The sequence below is a fragment of the Paracoccus sp. AK26 genome, from assembly GCF_011801365.1.
Lineage (GTDB): Bacteria > Pseudomonadota > Alphaproteobacteria > Rhodobacterales > Rhodobacteraceae > Paracoccus > Paracoccus aerius.
On sequence record NZ_CP041041.1, the window covers coordinates 120,216 to 141,678 of the forward strand.

At 65.6% G+C, this 21,463-nt stretch carries 19 protein-coding genes; 10 read left to right on the forward strand and 9 right to left on the reverse strand.

Going from position 1 to position 21,463, the window contains the following annotated elements:
* Positions 1–11: 11 nt before the first annotated feature.
* Both phoU and phoB read left to right on the forward strand, forming a co-directional pair.
* Positions 12–737: a phosphate signaling complex protein PhoU gene (gene phoU, locus FIU66_RS00530; RefSeq protein WP_167620874.1), complete on the forward strand. Its 726-nt coding sequence runs from the start codon at positions 12–14 to the stop codon at positions 735–737.
* Position 738: 1 nt separating this feature from the next.
* Positions 739–1,428, forward strand: a complete 690-nt coding sequence (phoB, locus tag FIU66_RS00535) for a phosphate regulon transcriptional regulator PhoB (protein WP_167620875.1) — start codon at positions 739–741, stop codon at positions 1,426–1,428.
* On the opposite strand, the gene FIU66_RS00540 is transcribed toward phoB, so the two are convergent.
* From FIU66_RS00540 to FIU66_RS00575, 8 genes are all read right to left on the reverse strand, one after another.
* Complete coding sequence (locus FIU66_RS00540) at positions 1,425–2,300, reverse strand: ribokinase (RefSeq protein ID WP_167620876.1); 876 nt, start codon at positions 2,298–2,300, stop codon at positions 1,425–1,427. The genes phoB and FIU66_RS00540 overlap by 4 nt on opposite strands.
* Before the next feature lie 111 nt (positions 2,301–2,411).
* Complete coding sequence (locus FIU66_RS18070; protein ID WP_370528952.1) at positions 2,412–3,182, reverse strand: cytochrome c1; 771 nt, start codon at positions 3,180–3,182, stop codon at positions 2,412–2,414.
* Between the two features lie 589 nt (positions 3,183–3,771).
* A complete protein-coding gene (petB, locus tag FIU66_RS00550) occupies positions 3,772–5,094 on the reverse strand; it encodes a cytochrome b (protein ID WP_167620878.1) in 1,323 nt (440 codons plus the stop codon).
* Positions 5,095–5,106: 12 nt separating this feature from the next.
* Positions 5,107–5,667, reverse strand: a complete 561-nt coding sequence (gene petA / locus FIU66_RS00555) for a ubiquinol-cytochrome c reductase iron-sulfur subunit (RefSeq protein WP_167620879.1) — start codon at positions 5,665–5,667, stop codon at positions 5,107–5,109.
* Positions 5,668–5,940: 273 nt separating this feature from the next.
* The gene (gene radC, locus FIU66_RS00560; RefSeq protein WP_167620880.1) at positions 5,941–6,711 is read right to left on the reverse strand and encodes a DNA repair protein RadC; all 771 of its coding nucleotides are present in this window, start codon (positions 6,709–6,711) and stop codon (positions 5,941–5,943) included.
* 49 nt (positions 6,712–6,760) lie between these two features.
* Positions 6,761–7,918, reverse strand: coding sequence for a molecular chaperone DnaJ (gene dnaJ / locus FIU66_RS00565; RefSeq protein WP_167620881.1), 1,158 nt, complete (start codon positions 7,916–7,918; stop codon positions 6,761–6,763).
* A gap of 79 nt (positions 7,919–7,997) precedes the next feature.
* Positions 7,998–9,914, reverse strand: a complete 1,917-nt coding sequence (gene dnaK / locus FIU66_RS00570) for a molecular chaperone DnaK (protein ID WP_167620882.1) — start codon at positions 9,912–9,914, stop codon at positions 7,998–8,000.
* A gap of 165 nt (positions 9,915–10,079) precedes the next feature.
* Positions 10,080–10,901, reverse strand: a complete 822-nt coding sequence (locus FIU66_RS00575; protein WP_167620883.1) for an ABC transporter permease — start codon at positions 10,899–10,901, stop codon at positions 10,080–10,082.
* Between the two features lie 131 nt (positions 10,902–11,032).
* On the opposite strand from FIU66_RS00575, the gene cysQ reads away from it, so the two are divergent.
* The 8 genes from cysQ to FIU66_RS00615 all read left to right on the forward strand — a co-directional run bounded on the left by cysQ (position 11,033) and on the right by FIU66_RS00615 (position 19,953).
* Complete coding sequence (gene cysQ / locus FIU66_RS00580; RefSeq protein ID WP_167620884.1) at positions 11,033–11,830, forward strand: 3'(2'),5'-bisphosphate nucleotidase CysQ; 798 nt, start codon at positions 11,033–11,035, stop codon at positions 11,828–11,830.
* Position 11,831: 1 nt separating this feature from the next.
* Positions 11,832–12,632: a 3-deoxy-manno-octulosonate cytidylyltransferase gene (locus FIU66_RS00585; protein ID WP_167620885.1), complete on the forward strand. Its 801-nt coding sequence runs from the start codon at positions 11,832–11,834 to the stop codon at positions 12,630–12,632.
* A gap of 191 nt (positions 12,633–12,823) precedes the next feature.
* Positions 12,824–13,720 (forward strand): UTP--glucose-1-phosphate uridylyltransferase, encoded by an 897-nt coding sequence (locus FIU66_RS00590; protein ID WP_167620886.1) that lies wholly within the window; start codon positions 12,824–12,826, stop codon positions 13,718–13,720.
* A 3-nt stretch (positions 13,721–13,723) separates the two neighbouring features.
* The gene (gene galE, locus FIU66_RS00595) at positions 13,724–14,710 is read left to right on the forward strand and encodes a UDP-glucose 4-epimerase GalE (protein ID WP_167620887.1); all 987 of its coding nucleotides are present in this window, start codon (positions 13,724–13,726) and stop codon (positions 14,708–14,710) included.
* The gene (locus tag FIU66_RS00600) at positions 14,707–15,732 is read left to right on the forward strand and encodes a glycosyltransferase family 2 protein (RefSeq protein ID WP_167623334.1); all 1,026 of its coding nucleotides are present in this window, start codon (positions 14,707–14,709) and stop codon (positions 15,730–15,732) included. The genes galE and FIU66_RS00600 overlap by 4 nt, the downstream gene beginning before the upstream one ends.
* 110 nt (positions 15,733–15,842) lie before the next feature.
* Positions 15,843–16,871, forward strand: a complete 1,029-nt coding sequence (locus FIU66_RS00605) for a glycosyltransferase family 2 protein (protein WP_167620888.1) — start codon at positions 15,843–15,845, stop codon at positions 16,869–16,871.
* On the forward strand, positions 16,868–18,562 hold the full coding sequence (locus tag FIU66_RS00610) for a beta-1,6-N-acetylglucosaminyltransferase (protein ID WP_167620889.1): 1,695 nt from the start codon (positions 16,868–16,870) through the stop codon (positions 18,560–18,562). Before FIU66_RS00605 ends, FIU66_RS00610 begins: the two co-directional genes overlap by 4 nt.
* Positions 18,559–19,953, forward strand: a complete 1,395-nt coding sequence (locus FIU66_RS00615; RefSeq protein ID WP_167620890.1) for a sulfotransferase domain-containing protein — start codon at positions 18,559–18,561, stop codon at positions 19,951–19,953. Before FIU66_RS00610 ends, FIU66_RS00615 begins: the two co-directional genes overlap by 4 nt.
* Here the strand turns inward: FIU66_RS00615 and FIU66_RS00620 are convergent.
* Positions 19,950–21,338, reverse strand: coding sequence for a phosphomannomutase (locus FIU66_RS00620; protein ID WP_167620891.1), 1,389 nt, complete (start codon positions 21,336–21,338; stop codon positions 19,950–19,952). The two genes, FIU66_RS00615 and FIU66_RS00620, sit on opposite strands and share 4 nt — an antisense overlap.
* Positions 21,339–21,463 lie beyond the last annotated feature (125 nt).

Consider the following 21,463-nt stretch of genomic DNA (forward strand, 5'->3'; position numbering starts at 1 on the left):
GGGCAGGACACATGAACCGCGAGAAGCATATCTCATCGGCCTTCGACCGCGACCTGGAGACGATCCAGGCCCTGGCGGTCAAGATGGGGGGCATGGTCGAGGCCGCGATCACCGACGCCGCCACCGCCCTGGAAACCCGGGACGAGGAACTGGCCGAACAGGTCCGGCGCCGCGACAAGGCCATCGACGCCCTTGAAGCGCAACTGAACGAGGACGCGGCCCGGCTGATCGCGCTGCGCGCGCCCACCGCGACCGACCTGCGGATGGTGCTGGCGGTGATGAAGATCGCCCATTCGCTGGAACGCGTGGGCGACTACGCCAAGAACATGGCCAAGCGGACCCATGTCCTGTCGCAGATGCCGCCCATCGACGGCGCGGGCCTCGCGCTGCGCCGGATGAGCAATGCGGTGGGCAAGATGGTCCAGGACGCGCTTGACAGCTATATCCGCCGCGACGCTGCCCTGGCCGAGGACGTGCGGCAGCGCGACCTGGAAGTGGACCAGATGTACAACGCGCTGTTCCGCGAGTTCCTGACCCACATGATGGAGGACCCGCGCAACATCACCGCCTGCATGCATCTCCACTTCATCGCCAAGAATGTCGAGCGCATGGGCGATCTGGCCACCGCCATCGCCGAACAGGTGATCTATCTGGTCACCGGCGACCTGCCCGACGATTCGCGACCCAAGGACAACCGGGTTCCGGATCTGGGCGCGGACCTGCCGACCGGGCGCTGAGATGGGGCGCCAATCCCCCTGCGTCCTGGTGGTCGAGGACGAAGGCGCACAGCGCGAGGTGCTGCAATACAACCTCGAGGCCGAGGGCTTTGCCGTTGTCGTCGCCGACAATGGCGAAGACGCGCTGCTGCTGGTCCAGGAGGAACAGCCCGACCTGATGGTCCTGGACTGGATGCTGCCCAAGGTTTCGGGCATCGAGGTCTGCCGCCAGGTCAAGGCCGACCCCGCGACCCGGTCCATCCCCATCATCATGCTGTCCGCCCGCAGCGAGGAAAGCGACCGCGTGCGCGGCCTGGAAACAGGCGCCGACGATTATGTCGTGAAGCCCTATTCCGTGGTCGAACTGATGGCCCGGCTGCGCACGCAACTGCGCCGCACCCGGCCCGCCAGCATGGGCGAACGCCTGTCCTTCGGCGACATCATCCTGGATGCGGCCGAACACCGCGTCTTTCGCGCCGGGCAGGCGCTGCACCTTGGCCCGACCGAGTTCCGGCTGCTGTCCACGCTGATGGAAAAACCCGGCCGTGTCTGGACGCGGGAACAGCTGTTGGACCGTGTCTGGGGGCGCGACATCTATGTAGATACCCGCACCATTGACGTTCATGTGGGCCGGCTGCGCAAGGCGCTGATGCAGAACGGCGGCAACAACCCCGTCCGCACCGTGCGGGGAACCGGCTATTCGCTGGGCTAGACCCGGTTCGAGATAAAGCCGATCACCTCCTCGAGGCGGGGAATGGCGTCGCCCGCGCCTGCGCGGGTCACCTTCAGGGCCGCAGCGCCTGCTGCCAGCCGCAGTGCGGCAGGGATAGGGTCGCCCCGGTCAAGGGCTGCCGCGAAATAGCCCGCGAAGGTATCCCCGGCGCCGGTCGTATCCAGAGGCGTGACGGGAAATGCTTCCTGCCGGTGAACGGTGCCGGTCGTCAGGTCGCGGTATTCCGCGCCCTCGGCCCCCCGCGTGATCAGCAGGCCCATGACCGGCAGGTCGCCCGGCATGGCGGCAAACAGCTCCTCGGCCTCGCCCGCATTCATGGCCAGGATGGACACATAGGGCAGGACGGCGCGCACGGCGTCGATGTCGAAGGGCGCGGCCGAATAGATCACACGGGCGCCGACCTGGCGCGCCGCCTTGGCGGCCTCGACCTGGCAGCCGGTTTCGTTCTGCAAAAGCAGCGTGTCCTGGGCCTTGATGGCCGACAGCGGCTTTGCCAGCATCGGGGCGGCCATGGCGCGGTTGGCACCGGGGTGGATGACGATGGCATTTTCAGCCTTGCCGTCCAGCAGGATGATGGCATGGCCCGTCGCCTGTCCGGGCAGGCGCAGGATGTCGGCGGTGCAGACCCCGGCATTCTTCAACCGCTCGACCACCCAGTCATCGGTTGCGCCCATGGCCCCGATGTGATGCGTGATGGCGCCCGCCTGGGCCGCGGCGATGGACTGGTTGGCCCCCTTGCCGCCCAGGCCCTGGACATAGCTGCGCGCGGCCAGCGTCTCGCCCGGGCGCGGCAAGTGGTCCAGCCGATAGACATGGTCGATGTTGATCGACCCCAGGTTCCAGATCGCCATGCTTCCTCCGATATTTCCGCGCCATGCTGACCGGGCGGCGCGATGCTTGTCCAGTAACGAAAGACGCGCCCCGCAAGGGGGCGCGCCAGGATTGTCCGGAAATGACCGGGATCAGCTATGCTGCTTCTTGCCCTTGTGGGGCGCCCAGAGGCGCTTGTTCGTCAGATACAGAAGCGAGGTCAGCGCGATGAGGAACAGCACCGATACCAGGCCCACCTGCTTGCGATAGGTCAGCTTGGGTTCGGCGGTCCACATCAGGAATGCCGACACGTCGCGGGCCATCTGGTCCACCGTGGCGGGGGTGCCGTCTTCATAGGTCACCAGATCGTCCGACAGCGGCGGCGGCATGGCGATGTAGCCGCTGGGGAAGGCGGTGTTCTGGTAAAGCACCGTACCCGCCTGTTCGACTTCCTCGCCGGTGTAGCCGGTCAGGATCGCGTGGATGTATTCCGGCCCGCCGATGCCCTTGAGCAACTGGTTGATGCCGGTGCCGTAGGGGCCGTGGAAGCCCGCGCGGGCCTTGGCCATCAGCGACAGATCAGGACCCATGCCGTCGCCCGTCACCGTCGGGAAATGGTCCGTCGGCAGGCGGGCGCGTTCCTCGCCCGTGTCGGGGTCCAGGATCGGCGTCAGGTTCGCGGCATAGGCGCGGACCTGATCCTCGGGCAGGCCGGGGCCGCCGTCGTCGTGCAGCGTGCGGATCGGCACGAACTTCATGCCGTGGCAGGCCGCGCAGACCTCGGTATAGACCTGCAAGCCGCGCTGGAGCTGGAACTGGTCGAACTTGCCGAACGGTCCCTCGAAGCTGAAGGCGATGTCCTCGATATGCGCGGCCCCGTGGTCGCCGCCGTGGTCTTCCTCGCCCTCGGCCTGGCCTTCGATGTCGTCGTGGCGTTCGTCCGCGACCACCGTACCGGTGGTTTCCGCCGGGGCGGCGGCTTCGTCACCTTCCGTCACCTGGACCGCGTCAACGGCTTCCTCGCCCGCGTCTTGTTCGGGATCATCCGCCTCGGCGGCGGGGGCTTCGGCGGCAGGTGCCTCGGCAGCGGGTTCGGCCGCAGGTGCAGCCGGGGCGGCTTCGGCGGGGGCGGCTTCTGCGGGCGGGGCTTCGGCCGGGGTTTCGCCGTCCGTCACCGTTGCCGCGGGCGCTTCCGGGGCTTCCATCGGCGTCAGCTCGCCCCCGGCGGAGTTCGAGGTCGGCTCGGAGGATTGCGTCGGCGCCGTTGCGGATTCCCCGGCGGGGGTTTCCCCCGATCCGGCTTCGGCAGCGGGTGCCTGGGCCGGAACGGCAACCCCTTCGCCTTCGGGGGCGGGGGTGGTGGCCGCGGGTTCCGTCGGTTGCTGCGTGCCGGCCCCTTGCTGGGCCGGTGCGGGCGCGGCGGCATCCTGCGCAAGCGCGCCGCCGGCAGAGATCGCCAGGGCCAGAGCAGCCGTGAGCGTCTTGGTTCTCAGGGTCATCGTCCGGCTCTCCTTATTCGGCCATGCGCGTGGGCGAATTGTGATGCGCAAGGTAGTCTTCCTCGATCGTGGCGGGCATCGGCTGGGGCTTCTCGATCACGCCCAGGACCGGCAGGATGACCAGGAAATACGCGAACCAATAGGCCGAGGCGATCAGCGAGATCGTGGCATAGGGTTCCTCGGCCGGCATCGCGCCGCACCACATCAGCAGCACGAAGTCGAAGGCCAGAAGCCAGTACCACCACTTGAACATCGGGCGGTAACGGCCCGAGCGGACCCGGCTGGTGTCCAGCCAGGGCACAAGCGCCATGACCAGGATCGCGCCGAACATCGCCAGAACGCCGAAGAACTTGGCGTCGATGATGCCGAAGGACAGGAACTGGACGATCTGCACGATCCAGACATCGGCCGTGAAGGCGCGCAGGATCGCGTAGAAGGGCAGGAAATACCATTCCGGCACGATATGGGCCGGGGTCGCCAGCGGGTTCGCCTCGATATAGTTGTCGGGGTGGCCCAGGTAGTTCGGCATGAAGCCCACCACCGCGAAGAACAGGACCAGCACCACGCCAAGCGCGAACATGTCCTTCATCACGAAATAGGGCCAGAAGGGCAGGGTGTCCTTGGCGGCCTCTTCCTTGCTGGTGCGGCGCACCTCGACCCCGGTGGGGTTGTTGTTGCCGGTGGTGTGGAAGGCCCAGATATGGACGATCACCAGGCCCAGGATCACGAAGGGCAGCAGGTAGTGCAGCGAGAAGAAGCGGTTCAGCGTGGCATTGTCCACGGCCGGTCCGCCCAGCAGCCACTGCTGTACCGCCCCGCCGACGCCGGGAACCGCGCCGAACAGGCCGGTGATCACCGTGGCGCCCCAGAAGGACATCTGGCCCCAGGGCAGCACATAGCCCATGAATGCGGTCGCCATCATCAGGATATAGATCAGCATCCCGATGATATAGGTCACCTCGCGCGGGGCCTTGTAGTTGCCGTAGTAAAGGTTGCGGAACATGTGCAGGTAGACCGCCACGAAGAACAACGAGGCGCCGTTCGCGTGCAGGTAGCGCAGCATATAGCCGCCGTTCACGTTGCGCATGATGTGTTCGACCGAGGCGAAGGCCATGTCCACATGCGGCGTGTAATGCATCACCAGGACGATGCCCGTGATGATCTGGAGAACCAGGCAGAACATCAGGACGATGCCCCAGATCCACATCCAGTTCAGGTTCTTCGGCGTGGGGATCATGATCGTGTCATAGATCACCGCGACAATCGGCAGGCGGCGGTGCAGCCACTTTTCGAAGCCCGTCCCGGGTTCGTAATGGTCGTGCGGAATTCCGGCCATCGAGATCCCTCCTCAGCCCAGCTGGATGGTTGTGTCGTCGAGGAACTCGGCGACGGGAATGTGCAGGTTCTGCGGCGCGGGGCCGCGGCGGATGCGTCCGGCAGTGTCGTAGTGCGAACCGTGGCAGGGGCAGAACCAGCCACCGAAGTCGCCCGCGCCGTCGCCGATGGGCACGCAGCCCAGATGGGTGCAGACGCCGATCTGGACCAGCCATTCGCCGGCCTCGTCCAGGGTGCGGTTCTCGTCGGTGGCGGGGGCCGTCGGATCGTTTGCGTTCTGCGCGTTCGGGTCGATCAGTTCGCTGATGTCGACCGCCCGTCCGGCTTCGATCTCCTCGGGGGTGCGGCGGCGGATGAACACGGGCTTGCCCAGCCATTTGACGGTCAGCTGGGTGCCTTCCGCGACACCACTGACATCGACCTGGATCGAGGCAAGCGCCTGGACGTCGGCCGAAGGGTTCATCTGGTTCACAAGCGTCCAGGCGGCGGCACCGGCGGCCACCGTGCCTGCGCCCGCCGTGGCATAGTAGAGGAAATCCCTCCGGGTGCCTACGTGGTCATCTGCGTGGGACACGGGTCATTCTCCAATTCAGGCCGGGGACCGGCCGATACGACAATCCGGGCCGCGCATTGTCGCAGCCTTCGCGGGGGCGGTTCTAGCCTTCAATCAACCGTCAGTCCAGCGGGTAAGCCGGCCCGAAAGGGTCCGTTCCCCAGCCGATGTTGGAAAATTGTCGCGCGCATGTTGTCGCAGGCAGGGGTTCGGCTGCAAGAAGGAAAGGGGGCTTTCCGCCCCCTCGGCCGCTATCGCGTCCTCACCCCCGGGGATGCTTGGGCACAGAGACGATCAAAGCAGGCCCTGGCTGCGAAAGGACAGTTCGCGGGATTTGCCGATGATCAGGTGGTCATGGATGGTGATTCCCATGCTGTCGGCAGCCTGGGCGATGCGGGCCGTCATGGCGATATCGGCGTCCGACGGCGTGGGATCGCCCGAAGGGTGGTTGTGGACCAGGATCAGGGCCGAGGCGTTGAGTTCAAGCGCCCGGCGGATGATTTCTCGCGGATAGACGGGGACGTGATCGACCGTGCCACGGGCCTGTTCCTCGTCCGCGATCAAGACGTTCTTGCGATCCAGGTAAAGGACGCGGAACTGCTCGATCTCGCGATGGGCCATGGCAGTGTGGCAATAATCCAGCAGCGCGTCCCATCCCGACAGGACAGGGCGGTGCATGATCCGGGCCCGGGCCATACGCTGCGCCGCGGCCTCGACGATCTTCAGTTCGGTCACTACGGCCGGCCCGACGCCCTCGACCTGTTCCAGCCGTGCGGCGGCGGCCGTAAGCACGCGGTTGAAATCGCCGAAGGCCTCGATCAGGCGGCGGGCGAGGGGTTTGACATCCTGGCGGGGGATGGCGCGGAACAGGACCAGTTCCAGCATCTCGTAGTCCGGCATGGCCCCTGCGCCGCCCGTCATGAAGCGTTCCCGCAGCCGCGCGCGGTGATCGGCGAGATATGAAGGAGCCTTGCCCCGATGGGACAGGATGGTCGGGACTGCCTCGTCCAAGGCGGGCTGGAACAGCGGCAGGGGCATTTCGCCAAAGGTGCGATTCGGGTCCATGGCGACAGCATGGACCCACGCAGGTGAAAAAAGGATTAACGCGACCAGTTCACCGGGTCATGCCGTCCCAGAAGCTTTTCACCTTGTCGAAGAAGCTGTCCGACTGCGGGCTGTTGTTGGCCTGCTCGGCCTCGAACTCTCGCAGCAGTTCACGCTGGCGGGCGGTCAGGTTCACGGGTGTTTCGACGACCAGTTCGATCAGCATGTCGCCCGGTTCCCCCCCGGCGCCGGGGCCGTGGCGCAGGGGCGGCATTCCCTTGCCGCGCAGACGCATCTGGCGGCCCGACTGGCTGCCTGCCGGAACCTTCACACGGGCGCGGCCGCCGTCGATGGTCGGCACCTCGACCTCGCCGCCCAGGGCGGCGGTGGCCATGCTGACCGGAACCTGGCAGGCCAGGATCTTGCCGTCGCGCAGGAAGATCGCGTGGTCCTGCACCTCGATGAAGATATACAGGTCCCCCGCCGGGCCACCGCGCAAGCCTGCCTCGCCCTCGCCGGCCAGACGGATGCGGGTGCCGGTTTCCACGCCTGCGGGGATGTTCACCGACAGCGTCCGTTCGCGTTCGATGCGGCCGGCGCCGTGGCAGGCCTTGCAGGGATTCTTGACGATCTGGCCCTGGCCGCCGCAGGTGGGGCAGGTGCGCTCGACGGTGAAGAAGCCTTGCTGCGCGCGAACCTTGCCCATGCCCGCGCAGGTGGGGCAGGCGGCGGGCTGGGTCGCGCCCTCGGCCCCGGTTCCCTCGCATTCGCCGCAGGCGACCGAGCCCGGGACGGTGATGGATTTCTTCAAGCCGGTATAGGCGTCTTCCAGGCTGACGCGCAGGTTGTAGCGCAGATCCTGGCCGCGTTGGGCGCGGGACCGTCCCCCGCCGCCGCCGCGCCGTCCCATCATGTCGCCGAACAGATCCTCGAACACGTCGGCGAAGGCGCTGCCGAAATCGCCCGGATGCGCGCCCCGCGCCCCGAAGCCGCCACCGCCGCCTTCAAAGGCTGCATGGCCGAAGCGGTCATAGGCGGCCTTCTTCTGGTCGTCCTTGAGGCAGTCATAAGCCTCGTTGGCTTCCTTGAAATGCGCCTCGGCCTGGGGATTGTCCTTGTTGCGGTCGGGATGCAGTTCCTTCGCCTTCTGGCGATAGGCCTTCTTGATTTCCTCGGCCGAGGCCCCGCGCGTCACGCCCAGAACCTCGTAATAGCAACGCTTGGCCATCTTTTGTCCTGTCTGGTTCCCCAACGAAATGGCCGGCCCGCGTCATCCCGCGGACCGGCCCGATAGGGTGCGGCCCGGATCAGCCGCGCTTCTTGTCTTCGCCGAGATCCTCGAAATCGGCATCCACGATGTCTTCATCGACATTGCGCGGGCGGTCGCCATCGTCATCGCCGCCGTCATTCGTCGACTGCTGCGACTTGTAGATCGCCTCGCCCAGCTTCATCGATGCATCCATCACGTTCTGGATGCCACCGCGGATCTTGCCGGCGTCTTCCGACTTCAGCGATTCTTCCAAGGCGCCGATGGCCAGTTCGATCGCCTCGACGGTCGAGCCATCGACCTTGTCGCCATGTTCTTCCAGCGACTTCTTGGTCGAATGGATCAGGCTTTCGGCCTGGTTCTTGGCCTCGACTACCTCGCGGCGGGACTTGTCAGCCTCGGCATTGGCTTCGGCGTCCTTCACCATCCGCTCGATATCCTCGTCGGTCAGACCGCCCGAGGCCTGGATGGTGATGTTCTGCGTCTTGCCGGTGCCCTTGTCCTTGGCCGAAACCGACACGATGCCGTTGGCGTCGATGTCGAAGGTCACCTCGATCTGCGGCAACCCGCGCGGCGCGGGCGGGATGTCTTCCAGGTTGAACTGGCCCAGCAGCTTGTTGTCGGCCGCCATTTCCCGTTCGCCCTGGAAGACCCGGATCGTCACGGCGTTCTGGTTGTCTTCCGCGGTCGAGAAGATCTGCGACTTCTTGGTCGGGATCGTCGTGTTGCGGTCGATCAGGCGGGTGAAGACGCCGCCCAGCGTCTCGATCCCCAGCGACAAGGGCGTGACGTCCAGCAGGACCACGTCCTTCACGTCACCCTGCAACACGCCGGCCTGGATGGCCGCGCCCAGGGCCACGACCTCGTCGGGGTTGACGCCCTTGTGGGGTTCCTTGCCGAAGAACTCGGTGACGGCCTCGATCACCTTGGGCATCCGGGTCATGCCGCCGACCAGGACGATCTCGTCAATGTCGGATTTCGACACGCCCGCGTCCTTAATGGCGTCGGCGACCGGCTTCATGGTGCGCTTGATCAGGTCGGCGACCAGGCTTTCCAGCTTGGCGCGGGTCAGCTTGATGACCAGGTGCAGGGGCGTGCCGCTGTTCTTGTCCATCGAGATGAACGGCTGGTTGATTTCCGTCTGCGAGGACGAGGACAGCTCGATCTTGGCCTTCTCGGCGGCTTCCTTCAGGCGCTGAAGGGCCATCTTGTCCTTGGTCAGATCGACGCCGTGTTCCTTTTTGAACTCGTCCGCCAGATAGTTGACGATCCGCATGTCGAAGTCTTCGCCGCCCAGGAACGTGTCCCCGTTGGTCGATTTCACCTCGAACAACCCGTCGTCGATTTCCAGGATGGTGATGTCGAAGGTGCCGCCGCCAAGGTCATAGACGGCAATGGTCTTGCTGTCCTTCTTGTCCAGGCCATAGGCCAGGGCGGCCGCGGTCGGTTCGTTGATGATGCGCAGGACTTCCAGGCCCGCGATCTTGCCCGCGTCCTTGGTCGCCTGGCGCTGCGCGTCGTTGAAATAGGCGGGAACCGTGATGACAGCCTGCGTCACCGTTTCGCCCAGATAGGATTCGGCGGTTTCCTTCATCTTCTGAAGGATCATCGCGCTGACCTGGGCAGGCGAATACTTCTCGGCCTTCACCTCGACCCAGGCGTCGCCATTGCCGCCATCGACGATGCTGTAGGGGACCAGCTTGCGGTCCTTTTCCACGGCCTCATCGCCGATGCGGCGGCCGATCAGGCGCTTGACGGCGAAGACGGTGTTGGTGGGGTTCGTGACCGCCTGGCGCTTGGCAGGCTGGCCGACCAGACGCTCGCCATCCGTGAAGCCCACGATGGAGGGCGTGGTGCGGGCGCCTTCGCTGTTCTCGATGACCTTGGGCTGGCTGCCGTCCATGATCGCGACGCAGCTGTTCGTGGTGCCGAGGTCGATGCCGATGACTTTTGACATACTGGTTTCCTTCTTGCGGCGATTCCAAAGGGCTTCAGGTCCGTTATGGCCCCCAAGGCCCGATCCCAAATGCATTTCCAGGTCCGGCGGGCCGGACGCTTCGGGGGTGTATATAGGGATGGTTTGAAGCCCCGCAAGCGCCGGATGCGGCCAATTTGCGCGTGTTCAATCAGCCGCGCTCCAGCTGAGGGATTCGTATTTGCGGGTGGTGAAGTTGATCAGAAGCCCGATCATCATCGCGGCCAGCGAAAACCACAGCGCGTAAAGCGGATCGGATTTCAGGGGGGTGTAGTTGATGAACAGAAAGCCCCGCTGCTGGTCGATGATGTGGAACAGCGGGTTCCACACGAACCAGGGCAGAAGCGCGTTGGGCAGCACGTTTCCCACGAACATCTTGCCCGATGCGAACATGTTGATGCGCTGGTAGGCTGTCGTCACCAGCTTGGACGCACGCGGCGACCAGGGTCTTATGCCCAGGAACACCAGCCCGATGCACCCGCCCGAGAACCAGGACAGCAGATACATCGCCAGGCTGCCCGGCCAGAAGTCGAAATGGATGGGCGTCATCAGCACGTGATACAGCCACAGGATCGCGATGCAGCTGATCGTTTGCCGATACAGGACCGCAAGCGCCGCCGAGGCGATCAGGATGGCGGGGTTCAGCGGCTGGTGCTTGACCAGCCCGCCCGACACCGAATGGCTGCCGGCCACCGCGCCCGATGTCTGGACATGGATCATGAACATGAAGATGCCCGACATCAGATACAGCATGAAATCGCCCCGGATGGGCGAGTTTCGCACCCCCATGATCAGGTAGATCAGCAGAAAGGCCATCATGAAGATCGACGACTGCAGGATCGTCAGCAGCAGGCCCACGATCGCGTTGCGATGGTCGTTGCGCAGGTTGTAGACGGTCTGGTGATAGATCAGGCCCAGGGTCGTCCCGGCGGCCTGGACGACGGTCCGGTTCTTTCGCTGGATGAACAATGCCTGCGCCCGCCTTTCGCTGTCCGTTCCTGCGGGCGCTTGCCCAAGCCCTCTGCCCCATCATAAGAGGATCGGGCGCCCGTCACAATCGGCGGGGCTGCGCGCAACAGGCCGGCCGGGAAGGAAACTAGATGGATTTTGAACGACTGAACGCCGAGATGCGGCGCCTGGCGTTGCAGGCCGGAGCCCGGATCATGGAAATCTATGGCGCCGAGGACTTCGAGGTCCGCGCCAAGTCGGACGATTCGCCCGTCACCGCCGCGGACGAGGCCGCCGATGCGCTGATCTCGGCCGGGCTGCGCGACGCCTTTCCCGACATCCCCCTGATCACCGAGGAACAGGCGGCAAGCCACGCGCAGGCCGCGCAGACCTTTCTGATCGTCGATCCTCTGGACGGCACAAAGGAATTCGTGCAGCGGCGCGGCGACTTCACCGTCAACATCGCCTATGTGGAAAACGGCGTGCCCCTGCGTGGGGTGGTCTATGCCCCGGCCAAGGGGCGGCTGTTCTATACGACCGCCGACGGCCGCTCGGTCGAGGAGCAGGGTCCCTTCGGCGATCAGCCCGGCAAGACGGTGCCCATCGGCGTGAACCCGATCCCCGACAATCGCGGCCTGATGGTCGTGGCGTCGAAGTCGCACCGGGACGCGGCCACCGACGACTACATCGCCCAATATGCGGTCCGTGACATGACCAGTGCCGGATCCTCGCTGAAGTTCTGCCTTGTCGCGACCGGAGAGGCGGATCTTTATCCCCGTCTGGGCCGGACGATGGAGTGGGACACTGCGGCGGGCGACGCCGTGTTGCGCGGCGCCGGGGGCGAGGTCGTGCGCTTCGACGACCACACGCCGCTGGCCTATGGCAAGCCGGGCTTCGAAAACCCCTTCTTTATCGCCTTTGCCCCGGGCGTCCTGCTGGTGAAGGCCTGACATGTCGGTGCTGATCGTCATTCCCGCCCGCCATGCCTCGACACGATACCCGGGCAAGCCGCTGGTGGAGCTGCGCGGCGCATCCGGCCAACCGCGCAGCCTGATCCGGCGCAGTTGGGATGCGGCGATGGCGGTGTCGGGTGTCGACCGCGTGGTTGTGGCGACCGACGACGGCCGCATCCGCGACCATGCGGCGGGCTTCGGGGCCGAGGTGGTGATGACCAGCACGACCTGCCGCAACGGCACCGAACGCTGCGCCGAGGCCGTGGCGAACCTGGGCCTGACCCCGGACATCGTGGTGAACCTGCAGGGCGACGCGCCCCTGACGCCGCCCTGGTTCGTGGAAGATCTGGTGGCGGGCCTGCGCGCCGATCCCGATGCCGATGTGGCAACCCCGGTGCTGCGCTGCACGGGCCGGATGCGTGCCGACCTGATCGCCGACCGCCACGCGGGCCGGGTGGGCGGAACCACGGCAGTCTTCGGCCACGACCGGCAGGCGCTTTTTTTTTCGAAAGAGGTGATTCCCTTCGCCGCGGGCGATTTCGGGGATGATGATCCCAGTCCCGTCTTCCACCATGTCGGCGTCTATGCCTATCGCCCTGCCGCCCTGGCCGAATACACCGCCTGGGGCGAAGGCCGCCTTGAGGTGCTGGAAGGGCTGGAGCAGTTGCGGTTTCTGGAACGCGGCCGGCGCATCTTGTGCGTCGAGGTCGAATCGCGCGGCCGCCAGTTCTGGGAATTGAACAACCCCGAGGACGTGCCGCGCCTCGAGGCGATGATGCGGGCCATGAACCTGGACTGAAAAAGCTGCCGCCAGGGACGATTTTGCCGGCATTCACAAGAATCCCTGCATCTTTCTGCATTTGCATTGGCGTGCTTCCGCTGACACGGGTAATATCCGGATTGATGATGCAGCCTTTGGGGCTGATGAGAGTTGTCATGCGTTCGGCCGTACGGCCGTTCGCGATTGATCGAACAAGGGTATCACAGCAAATGAACCGTAAAGTTACCAAGGCCATCTTCCCCGTAGCTGGTCTGGGCACGCGTTTTCTTCCGGCGACGAAAAGCATTCCGAAGGAAATCATGACCCTGGTCGATCGGCCGCTGATCCAGTACGCCATCGACGAGGCGCGGGCCGCCGGTATCACCGAGTTCATCTTCGTGACGTCCCGCGGCAAGGGCGCGCTCGAGGATTACTTCGACCATGCCCATGAACTGGAAAGCAGCCTCAAGAAATCCGGCAAGAACGACCTGCTGGAAGTGCTGCGCGGCACCAATATGGAATCGGGCGCCATTGCCTATATCCGCCAGCACAAGGCGCTTGGCCTGGGCCACGCGGTCTGGTGCGCGCGCCGCCTGCTGGCCGAGGACGAGCCCTTCGCCGTCGTGCTTACCGATGACGTCATCATGGGCGAGCCGCCCTGCCTGCAGCAGATGATCGAGGCCTATGGCGAGACCGGCGGCAGCATGGTCGCCACGATGGAAGTCGCACCCGAGAAGGCGCAGGCCTATGGCGTGCTGGACGTGGCCGAGGACATGGGCGCCATCGTCAAGGCACGCGGCATGGTCGAAAAGCCTCCGCTGGGCACCGCGCCGTCGAACCTGGCGGTGATCGGGCGGTATATCCTGGCCCCCACGGTGATGGCGAACCTCAACAAGCTGAAGGCCGGGTCGGGCGGAGAGATCCAGCTGACCGACGCCATCGCAGACGAGATCGAGGCGGGGCGCGACGTGTTCGGCCTGCGCTTCCGTGGCCAGCGGTTCGACTGCGGATCGAAGGCGGGCTTCCTTCAGGCGACGGTGGCCTTTGGCCTTGATCGCGACGAACTGAAGGACGAGTTCGCCGAATACCTGCACGACGTCATGTCCCTGCGCCGGGCGGCCGAATAATCCATGTCGAAAACAGTTCTGGTGACGGGGGGTGCGGGCTATATCGGCTCGCACGCCTGCAAGGCCCTGGCGGCTGCTGGTTTCGTGCCGGTGACGTTGGACAACCTGTCCACAGGCTGGCGCGATGCGGTGAAGTTCGGCCCCTTCGTGCAGGCCGACCTTCTTGACCGAGCGGCGCTTGATGCGGCCTTTGCCCAGCATCGCCCGGCGGCCGTCCTGCATTTCGCGGCGCTAAGCCAGGTGGGCGAGGCAATGGCCGAACCCGGCAAATACTGGCGCAACAATGTCAGTGGATCGCTGAACCTGATCGAGGCCGCGATCGACGCAGGGTGCCTGGATTTCGTGTTCAGTTCCACCTGCGCGACCTATGGCGACCGCGACGGAGAGGTTCTGGACGAGGATACGCCCCAAGCACCCCTGAACGCCTATGGCGCCTCCAAGCGCGCGATCGAGGATATGCTGGCCGATTTCGGCGCATCCCACGGCCTTCGCTCGGTGATCTTCCGCTATTTCAACGTGGCGGGCGCCGATCCGGATGGCGAGGTGGGCGAACATCACCGCCCCGAAACGCATCTGATCCCGCTGATCCTGGATGCGGTTGACGGCAAGCGCGCTGCGCTGACGGTGCATGGGACCGATTATCCCACGTCCGACGGCACCTGCATCCGCGATTATGTTCATGTCATGGATCTGGTGGATGCCCATGTGAAGGGCCTGGAATGGCTGCGCGCGGGTCGCGGCAGCCGGGTCTTCTGCCTGGGCACGGGATCGGGCTTTTCCGTCCGCGAGGTCGTGGACGCCACCCGCCATGTCACAAACCGGCCCGTGCCGATGGTCGATGGCCCGCGCCGGGGCGGCGATGCGGTCAAGCTGGTCTGCGGCAGCACGCGGGCCAAGGCCGAACTGGGCTGGGAACCGGGGCGCTCGACCATGAAGCAGATGATCGGCGACGCCTGGCGGTGGCACCAGAACGGCACCTATCAGGCGTGACGGTCGGGCCGCGTCTGCGCGGGGCCTGGTCCGCCTATCGCCAACGCTGGAAACGGCGAAAGCTGTTGTGGCGCTGCCTTCGGGCGGCGCGCGACCTGACCCCGGTCGTGGATCGCACCCCCGCGATCCGGACAGACGAAATCCTGTGCTTTGCGACCCTGCGCAACGAGATGCTGCGCCTGCCCGAATTCCTGGCGCATTACCGCAAGCTGGGCGTCGGCGCCTTCCTGATCGTGGACAATGCCAGCACCGACGGTTCGGACGCCTTTCTGCGCGGGCAGCGGGACGTTTCGCTGTGGCGGGCGGCCGGAAGCTATCGCGCCTCGCGGTTCGGGATGGACTGGCTGGGCGCGTTGCAGTTCCGCCACGGGCATGGCCACTGGTGCCTGACGGTCGATGTGGACGAGTTGCTGGTCTATCCCGACTGGGACCGCCGCCCGCTGCCTGACCTTGCGGCGCAACTGGATGCTGCCGGCAGGCCCGCCATGGGCGCGATGATGCTGGATCTGTATCCGCGTGGCCCGCTGGGGCAGGCGGATGCCGGCCCCGATGCGCCGCTGACAGACCGGCTGCCCTGGTTCGACCCTTTGCCCTATCGCTGCCGGATGGTGCCGCCCAAGCGCAACCGCATCCTGCAGGGCGGCGTGCGGGAACGAGTATTCTTTCCCAAAGATCCCGACCGGGGGCCGACGCTGAACAAGCTGCCCCTGGTCCGGTGGAACCGGCGGTATGTTTATGTCAACTCGACCCACTCGGCCCTGCCGCCCCGGCTGAACGACCAATATGACGGGCCCGGCGATCCGCGCCTGTCGGGGGTTCTTCTGCATGGCAAGTTCCTGCCCGACAGCGTCCTTCGCGCGGCCGAGGAACTGGACCGCCGCCAGCACTTCATCGACCCCGACCAGTACCGACCTTATCACGACGCCATCGCCAGGGGACCGATCCTTTGGCATCCTGGTGCCGTCCGCTATGCAGGATGGCGGCAATTGGTCGATTTGGGCCTTATGGGAACTCGCACCTGATTGTCATCCATAGGTTGACGAAGAATTAACCTTTTTGCCAAATACGTGTAGGCAACGTATTTGGACATCATGACAGACTGGCCACGGGATCTTGATCGGCAGGCACGGCGATGCAAGGCCTGACCGCGCGTCCGCTGGTCAACCGCCTGCGCCGCCGCGCCGAACGGCAACGCCTGATCGCCCGGGGGATCCGGCGCCGCAATGCCCTGCGCCCCGTTGCCATCCGCACAGGCCAGATTGCCCGCGAAGATATCCTCTGCCTTGCCACGCTGCGCGATGAACGCGCGAGGCTGCCCTATTTCCTGGACTATTACCGCAACCTTGGCGTGCGCCATTTCCTGATGGTGGACAATGCCAGCCGGGACGGCAGCAGCGATTACCTGCGCGTGCAGCCCGACGTGTCGCTGTGGTGGACCGACCACAGCTACAAGGGCGCGCGCTTCGGCATGGACTGGATCAACTGGCTGCTGCTGCGCCACGGCAGGGGGCATTGGTGCCTGACCGTCGATCCCGACGAGTTCCTGGTGTACCCGCATATGGAACACCGCCCGCTGTCCGCGCTGACAAGCTGGCTGGACGCGACGGGGCGTCGGTCCTTTCCGGCGATGCTGCTGGACATGTATCCCAAGGGTCCGATCGAGGATGCGATCTGCGCCGAGGGCCAGAATCCCTTCGATGTCGCGCGCTTCTTCGACCCTGCCAACTACTCGATCCAGAAGAACCCCTATTTCGGCAACCTGTGGATCCAGGGCGGGCCGCGGACGCGTGCCTTCTTCACCCATGACCCGCTGTCAGGCCCCGCGCTGAACAAGATCCCGCTGGTCAAGTGGAGCGCGCGCTATGCCTATGTCAGTTCCACCCACATGCTTTTGCCGCGCGTGTTGAACCTGGTCTATGACGAGGACGGCGGCGAGCAGGTCTCGGGCTGCCTGCTGCACGCCAAGTTCCTGTCCAGCTTCACCACCAAGTCGGCCGAGGAACTGGACCGCCGCCAGCATTACGGCAACAGCCAGGAATACCGCGCCTATCACGCGGGACTGCACCAGGGCGTGCAGCTGTGGTGCAGCGAATCGCGCGAGTTCCGCGACTGGCGGCAGTTGGAGGACTTGGGCCTGATCTCGCGGGGGAACTGGGCATGAAGGCAGGCGTGCAGGTCCGGCTGGGGGTGGTGCTGCTGTGCCACGACGACCTGGGACTGGCGGCGCGGCTGGCGCGCGTCTGGGCCGATGGCGGCGCAAGGGTGGCGATCCATGTCGACGCCAAGGTGCCTGCCCGCAAGGATGCCAGCCTGCGCAGGGCCCTGGCGGATTGCGACGGCGTGATCTTCACCAGGCGCCACCGCTGTTCCTGGGGCCGCTTCAGCCTGGTGCGTGCGACGCAGGACGCCGCAGAGGACCTGCTGGACCGCTTTCCCGACACGACCCATGTCTATCTGGCCTCGGGCGCCTGCCTGCCCTTGCGGCCCGTCGCCGAACTGACGGCCTATCTGGCCGCCGATCCCGACCGCGACCATATCGAAAGCGTCAGCAGCCACGATGTCGGCTGGACCGTCGGCGGCCTGAACGAGGAACGCTTCACGCTGTTCTTTCCCTTTGACTGGAAGCGCCGCCGCTGGCTGTTCGACCGCTTCGTCGATTGGCAGCGCCGCCGCAGGATCTGCCGCCGGATGCCGGCAGGGTTGTCGCCGCATCTGGGATCGCAGTGGTGGTGCCTGACCGCGCGGACCCTGCGCGCGATCCTGAACGATCCCCGGCGGGCCGAGTTCGACCGCTTCTTCCGCTTCACCTGGATTCCGGACGAAAGCTATTTCCAGACCCTCGTGCGCCGGCATTCCTCGAACGTGGAAAGCTGGTCGCTGACCATGGCCAAGTTCGACCATACGGGCCGGCCTTATTCGCTGTACGACGACCATGTGGACATGCTGGCCGAATCGCGCTGCTTCGTGGCCCGCAAGGTCTGGCCCGGCGCGGCGCGGCTGTTGTCGCATTTCCCGCTGCCCGACCAGGGCCAGCCGCAGGTCGATCCGCCGCAGCCGGCAAGGGTGTCGCGCATCATCAACCAGACCGTGCGCCGCCGCGTCCTGGGGCGGCCGGGCCTCTACATGCAAAGCCGATTTCCGCGCAAGGACGCGGAGAACGGCAAGACCTCGGCCCCCTATGCGGTGATCCAGGGGCTGGCGGACCTCTTCCCGGGATTCGAGCCCTGGCTGCAGAAACACCTGTCCTGCCAGGTCCACGGCCACCTTCTGGGACCGGAAGGGGTGGAATTCGCGGGCCGCGCCCGCACCGGGCCGGGGGCGATCTCGGCGGATCCGCTGATCCGCGACCGCGATCCGCAGGGCTTCCTGACCTCGTTGATCCGCATCACCGACCGGATGCAGGTGCTCCAGTTCAGCCCGCGCGACAACCAGGCGCTGAACTGGTTCATGGCGACCGATCCGAACGCGCACATGCTGGTCGTCACCGGCGCCTGGAAGCTGCCGCTTCTGCATTCGGACATGCCCTTCGACGACGTGCGACGGGTCTTTGCGCAATTGCAGCGGACTGAACTGGAACAGCTTGAGGTGCTGAATTCGCTGTGGGTCCGGGCGCGGCTGCATCACCACGACCTGGGGGATTTCCTGCTGAACCCCAAGCCGATCCTTCAGGATTTCCTGCTGCAGATCGACCCGCATTCCGTTCCGATCACCACCTTGCCCGCGATGCGCGACCTGACGGGGCTTGACCAGATGCTGCGGCGGCTGCGCAATGCCGGCCTGCGTCCCCGCCTGATGGGCGAGGATCTGCCGCCGATCGAGTTGCTCAGCCCCGAAAGGGCTGCCGCCGAATGAGCCAGGGCTTCCGCAGCTTCGTGATCTTCGCCGAGATGCGCACGGGGTCAAACCTTCTCGAGGCGACGCTGAATGCCGTCCGGGGCGTCACCTGCTTCGGCGAGGCGTTCAATCCCTACATGTTGGGCTGGCCCGACAAGGACGAGATGCTGGGCATCAGCCGCGCCGAACGCGAGGCCGATCCCCTGGCCCTGCTGGCCAAGCTGACCGACCGGCCGGGCCATCTGCCGGGGTTTCGTTATTTCCACGACCACGATCCGCGTGTGCTGGAGCCGATCATCCAGGACCGACGCTGCGCCAAGATCATCCTGACGCGCAATCCGCTGGACAGCTATGTCTCGACCCGGTTGGCCTGGGAAACGAACCAGTGGAAGCTGAACGCATCCGAGACGCCGATCCCCGCCCGCATCACCTATGACGGCGAGGAGTTCCGCCGGATGCTGTCCGCCACAGAAGGGTTCCGCCGCCACCTGACGGCGCGCTTGCAGGCGACGGGGCAGGCTGCATTCCACCTGGACTATGACGACCTGCGCGACCCCGAGGTGATGACCGGCCTGTTGCACTTCCTGGGCCGGACCGATCTGGACCGAGTGGAACCGGCGCGCGACCAGGTGCCCCAGAACCCGCAGGAACTGGCCCGGAAGGTCGCCAATTTCGACGCGATGCAGGCGGACCTGCAGGACATGGACCCCTTCGACCTGCACCGCCTGCCGGTCTTCGAACCCCGGCGCGGTCCTGCCGTGCCCAGCTTCGTCGCCACGGAGGCGGGGCGGGGCCTGCTGTTCATGCCGGTCAAGGGCGGGCCAGAACAGCGGATCCGCGACTGGCTGTCCCGGCTAGGCCGGATCCAGGGCGGCTTCACCCAGTCCACCCTGCGCCAATGGAAACGCGCCCGCCCCGGCCACCGCAGCTTTTCCGTGCTGCGCCATCCCCTGCTGCGTGCCTGGGAGGCCTTCGACCACCTGCTGGTCCAGGGCAATGCCGAACAGCGCGACCTGCTGCGCCGCCTGCACCGCGTGGCCCTGCCGCCCGAGGACGGGCTGGCCGAGCTTTCGAGTGACGCGCGGGTGGCGGTCTTCGCCGATTTCCTGGCCTTCCTGCGCCGCAACCTGAACGGCCAGACCAGCCTGCCCACGCATCCCGTCTGGGCCAGCCAGACCGAGGTGCTGTCGGGCTTCGCGCGGCTTGCCGTGCCGGACATGCTGGTCCGAGAGGATCGTCTGCCCGAGGATCTGGCCCATCTTGCGCGGGCAGCGGGGATCGCGAATCCGGTGCTGGACGGGATGACTGCCCCGATTCCCGACGTGCTGCGGGATCGCAGGCTGGCCGAGGCCGCGCAGGCGGCATACCTGCGCGACTATGTGACCTTTGGCTTCGGCCTGATGCCCTAGGCTTGCAGCAAGGCGGCCAGTTCCGCCTGTTTTTCGCGCACCAGGGCCGCGTCGCCGTCGGATTCCAGGTTCAGCCGCACCACGGGCTCGGTGTTCGACTTGCGCAGGTTGAAGCGCCAGTTCCCGAAATCCAGCGACACGCCGTCCAGGTCGTCGCGGCCTTGCGCCTGGGGTTCGTATCGTTCGATCAGGCGCGCGATAGCTGCGTCGGGGTCTTCGATGTGATAGTTCGTCTCGCCCGAGGACGGATACAGCCTCATCCGCTCTTCCAGCAGTTCGGCCAGCGTCTGGCCCTTGCGGGACAGCAGCTCGATCATCAGCAGCCAGGGGATCATGCCGCTGTCGCAGTAATAGAAGTCGCGGAAGTAATGGTGGGCCGACATCTCGCCGCCATAGATGGCGCCCACGTCGCGCATCTTGCGCTTGATGAAGGCATGGCCGGTCTTGCTGACGACAGGCTCTCCTCCGGCTTCCTGGATCATGGCGCGGGTGTTCATGATCACGCGGGGGTCGTGGACGACCTTCTCGCCCGGGGATTTTTCCAGGAAGGCCGCGCCCAGCAGGCCCACGATGTATTCGCCTGGGATGAAGCGGCCGTTTTCGTCGAAGAAGAAGCAACGGTCGAAATCGCCGTCCCAGGCCACGCCCAGATCGGCCTTTTCCGCCTTCATCCTTTCGACGGTAGGGGGCTGGTTCTCGTCCAGAAGCGGGTTGGGGATGCCGTTCGGAAAGCTGCTGTCCACGTTGTGGTGCATCCGCACGAAGGTCAGCGGCGCGCCGCGCTTTTCCAGTTCCGCCGCGATGGCGTCGAAGGTCGGGCCGGCTGTGCCATTGCCGGCATTGACCAGGATCTTCATGGGCTTCAGGACCGACGCGTCCACGAAATCCGCCATGGCACGTGCGTAATCCGCACGGGCACCGCTGAAATCGGTGACGCTGCCCTTGGTCGCGGGCGCAAAGCTGCCGCCCGTGGCCAGTTCCACGATGGGCGGCAGTTCCGTCGCCGGATCCAGCGGGGCGGACCCGCGCCCAACGATCTTCATGCCGTTGTAGTTGATCGGGTTGTGCGAGGCCGTGACCTCGATCCCGCCGTCGGTGTCGTGGAAGCCGGTGTGGAAATACACCTCTTCGGTTCCCGCCAGGCCCAGGTCCAGCACATCTGCGCCCCCGTCCGTCAGCCCCTCGATCAGCGCGGCCGCCAGTTCGGGCGAGGATTCGCGGCTGTCGCGGCCAACGACCACGCGCTTGGCGCCGCGCGCCTGCGCAAAGGCGCGGCCGATGCGATAGGCGACATCCGCGTCCAGGTTCTTGCCCAATTCGCCGCGAACGTCATAGGCTTTGAAACAGGTGATGTCGCGATGGCCAAGATTGCCTTTGTCGCTCATGGGCATGATCCTTGCTGAATAGTCGAATTGACCAAGCGCTAACAGGACGCCTTGGAATTACAAGGCGGATCTGGTCCCTCTGGTCTAGGTGACTGCAAACGCGAAGGGCGCTAAAACCGTTCCCG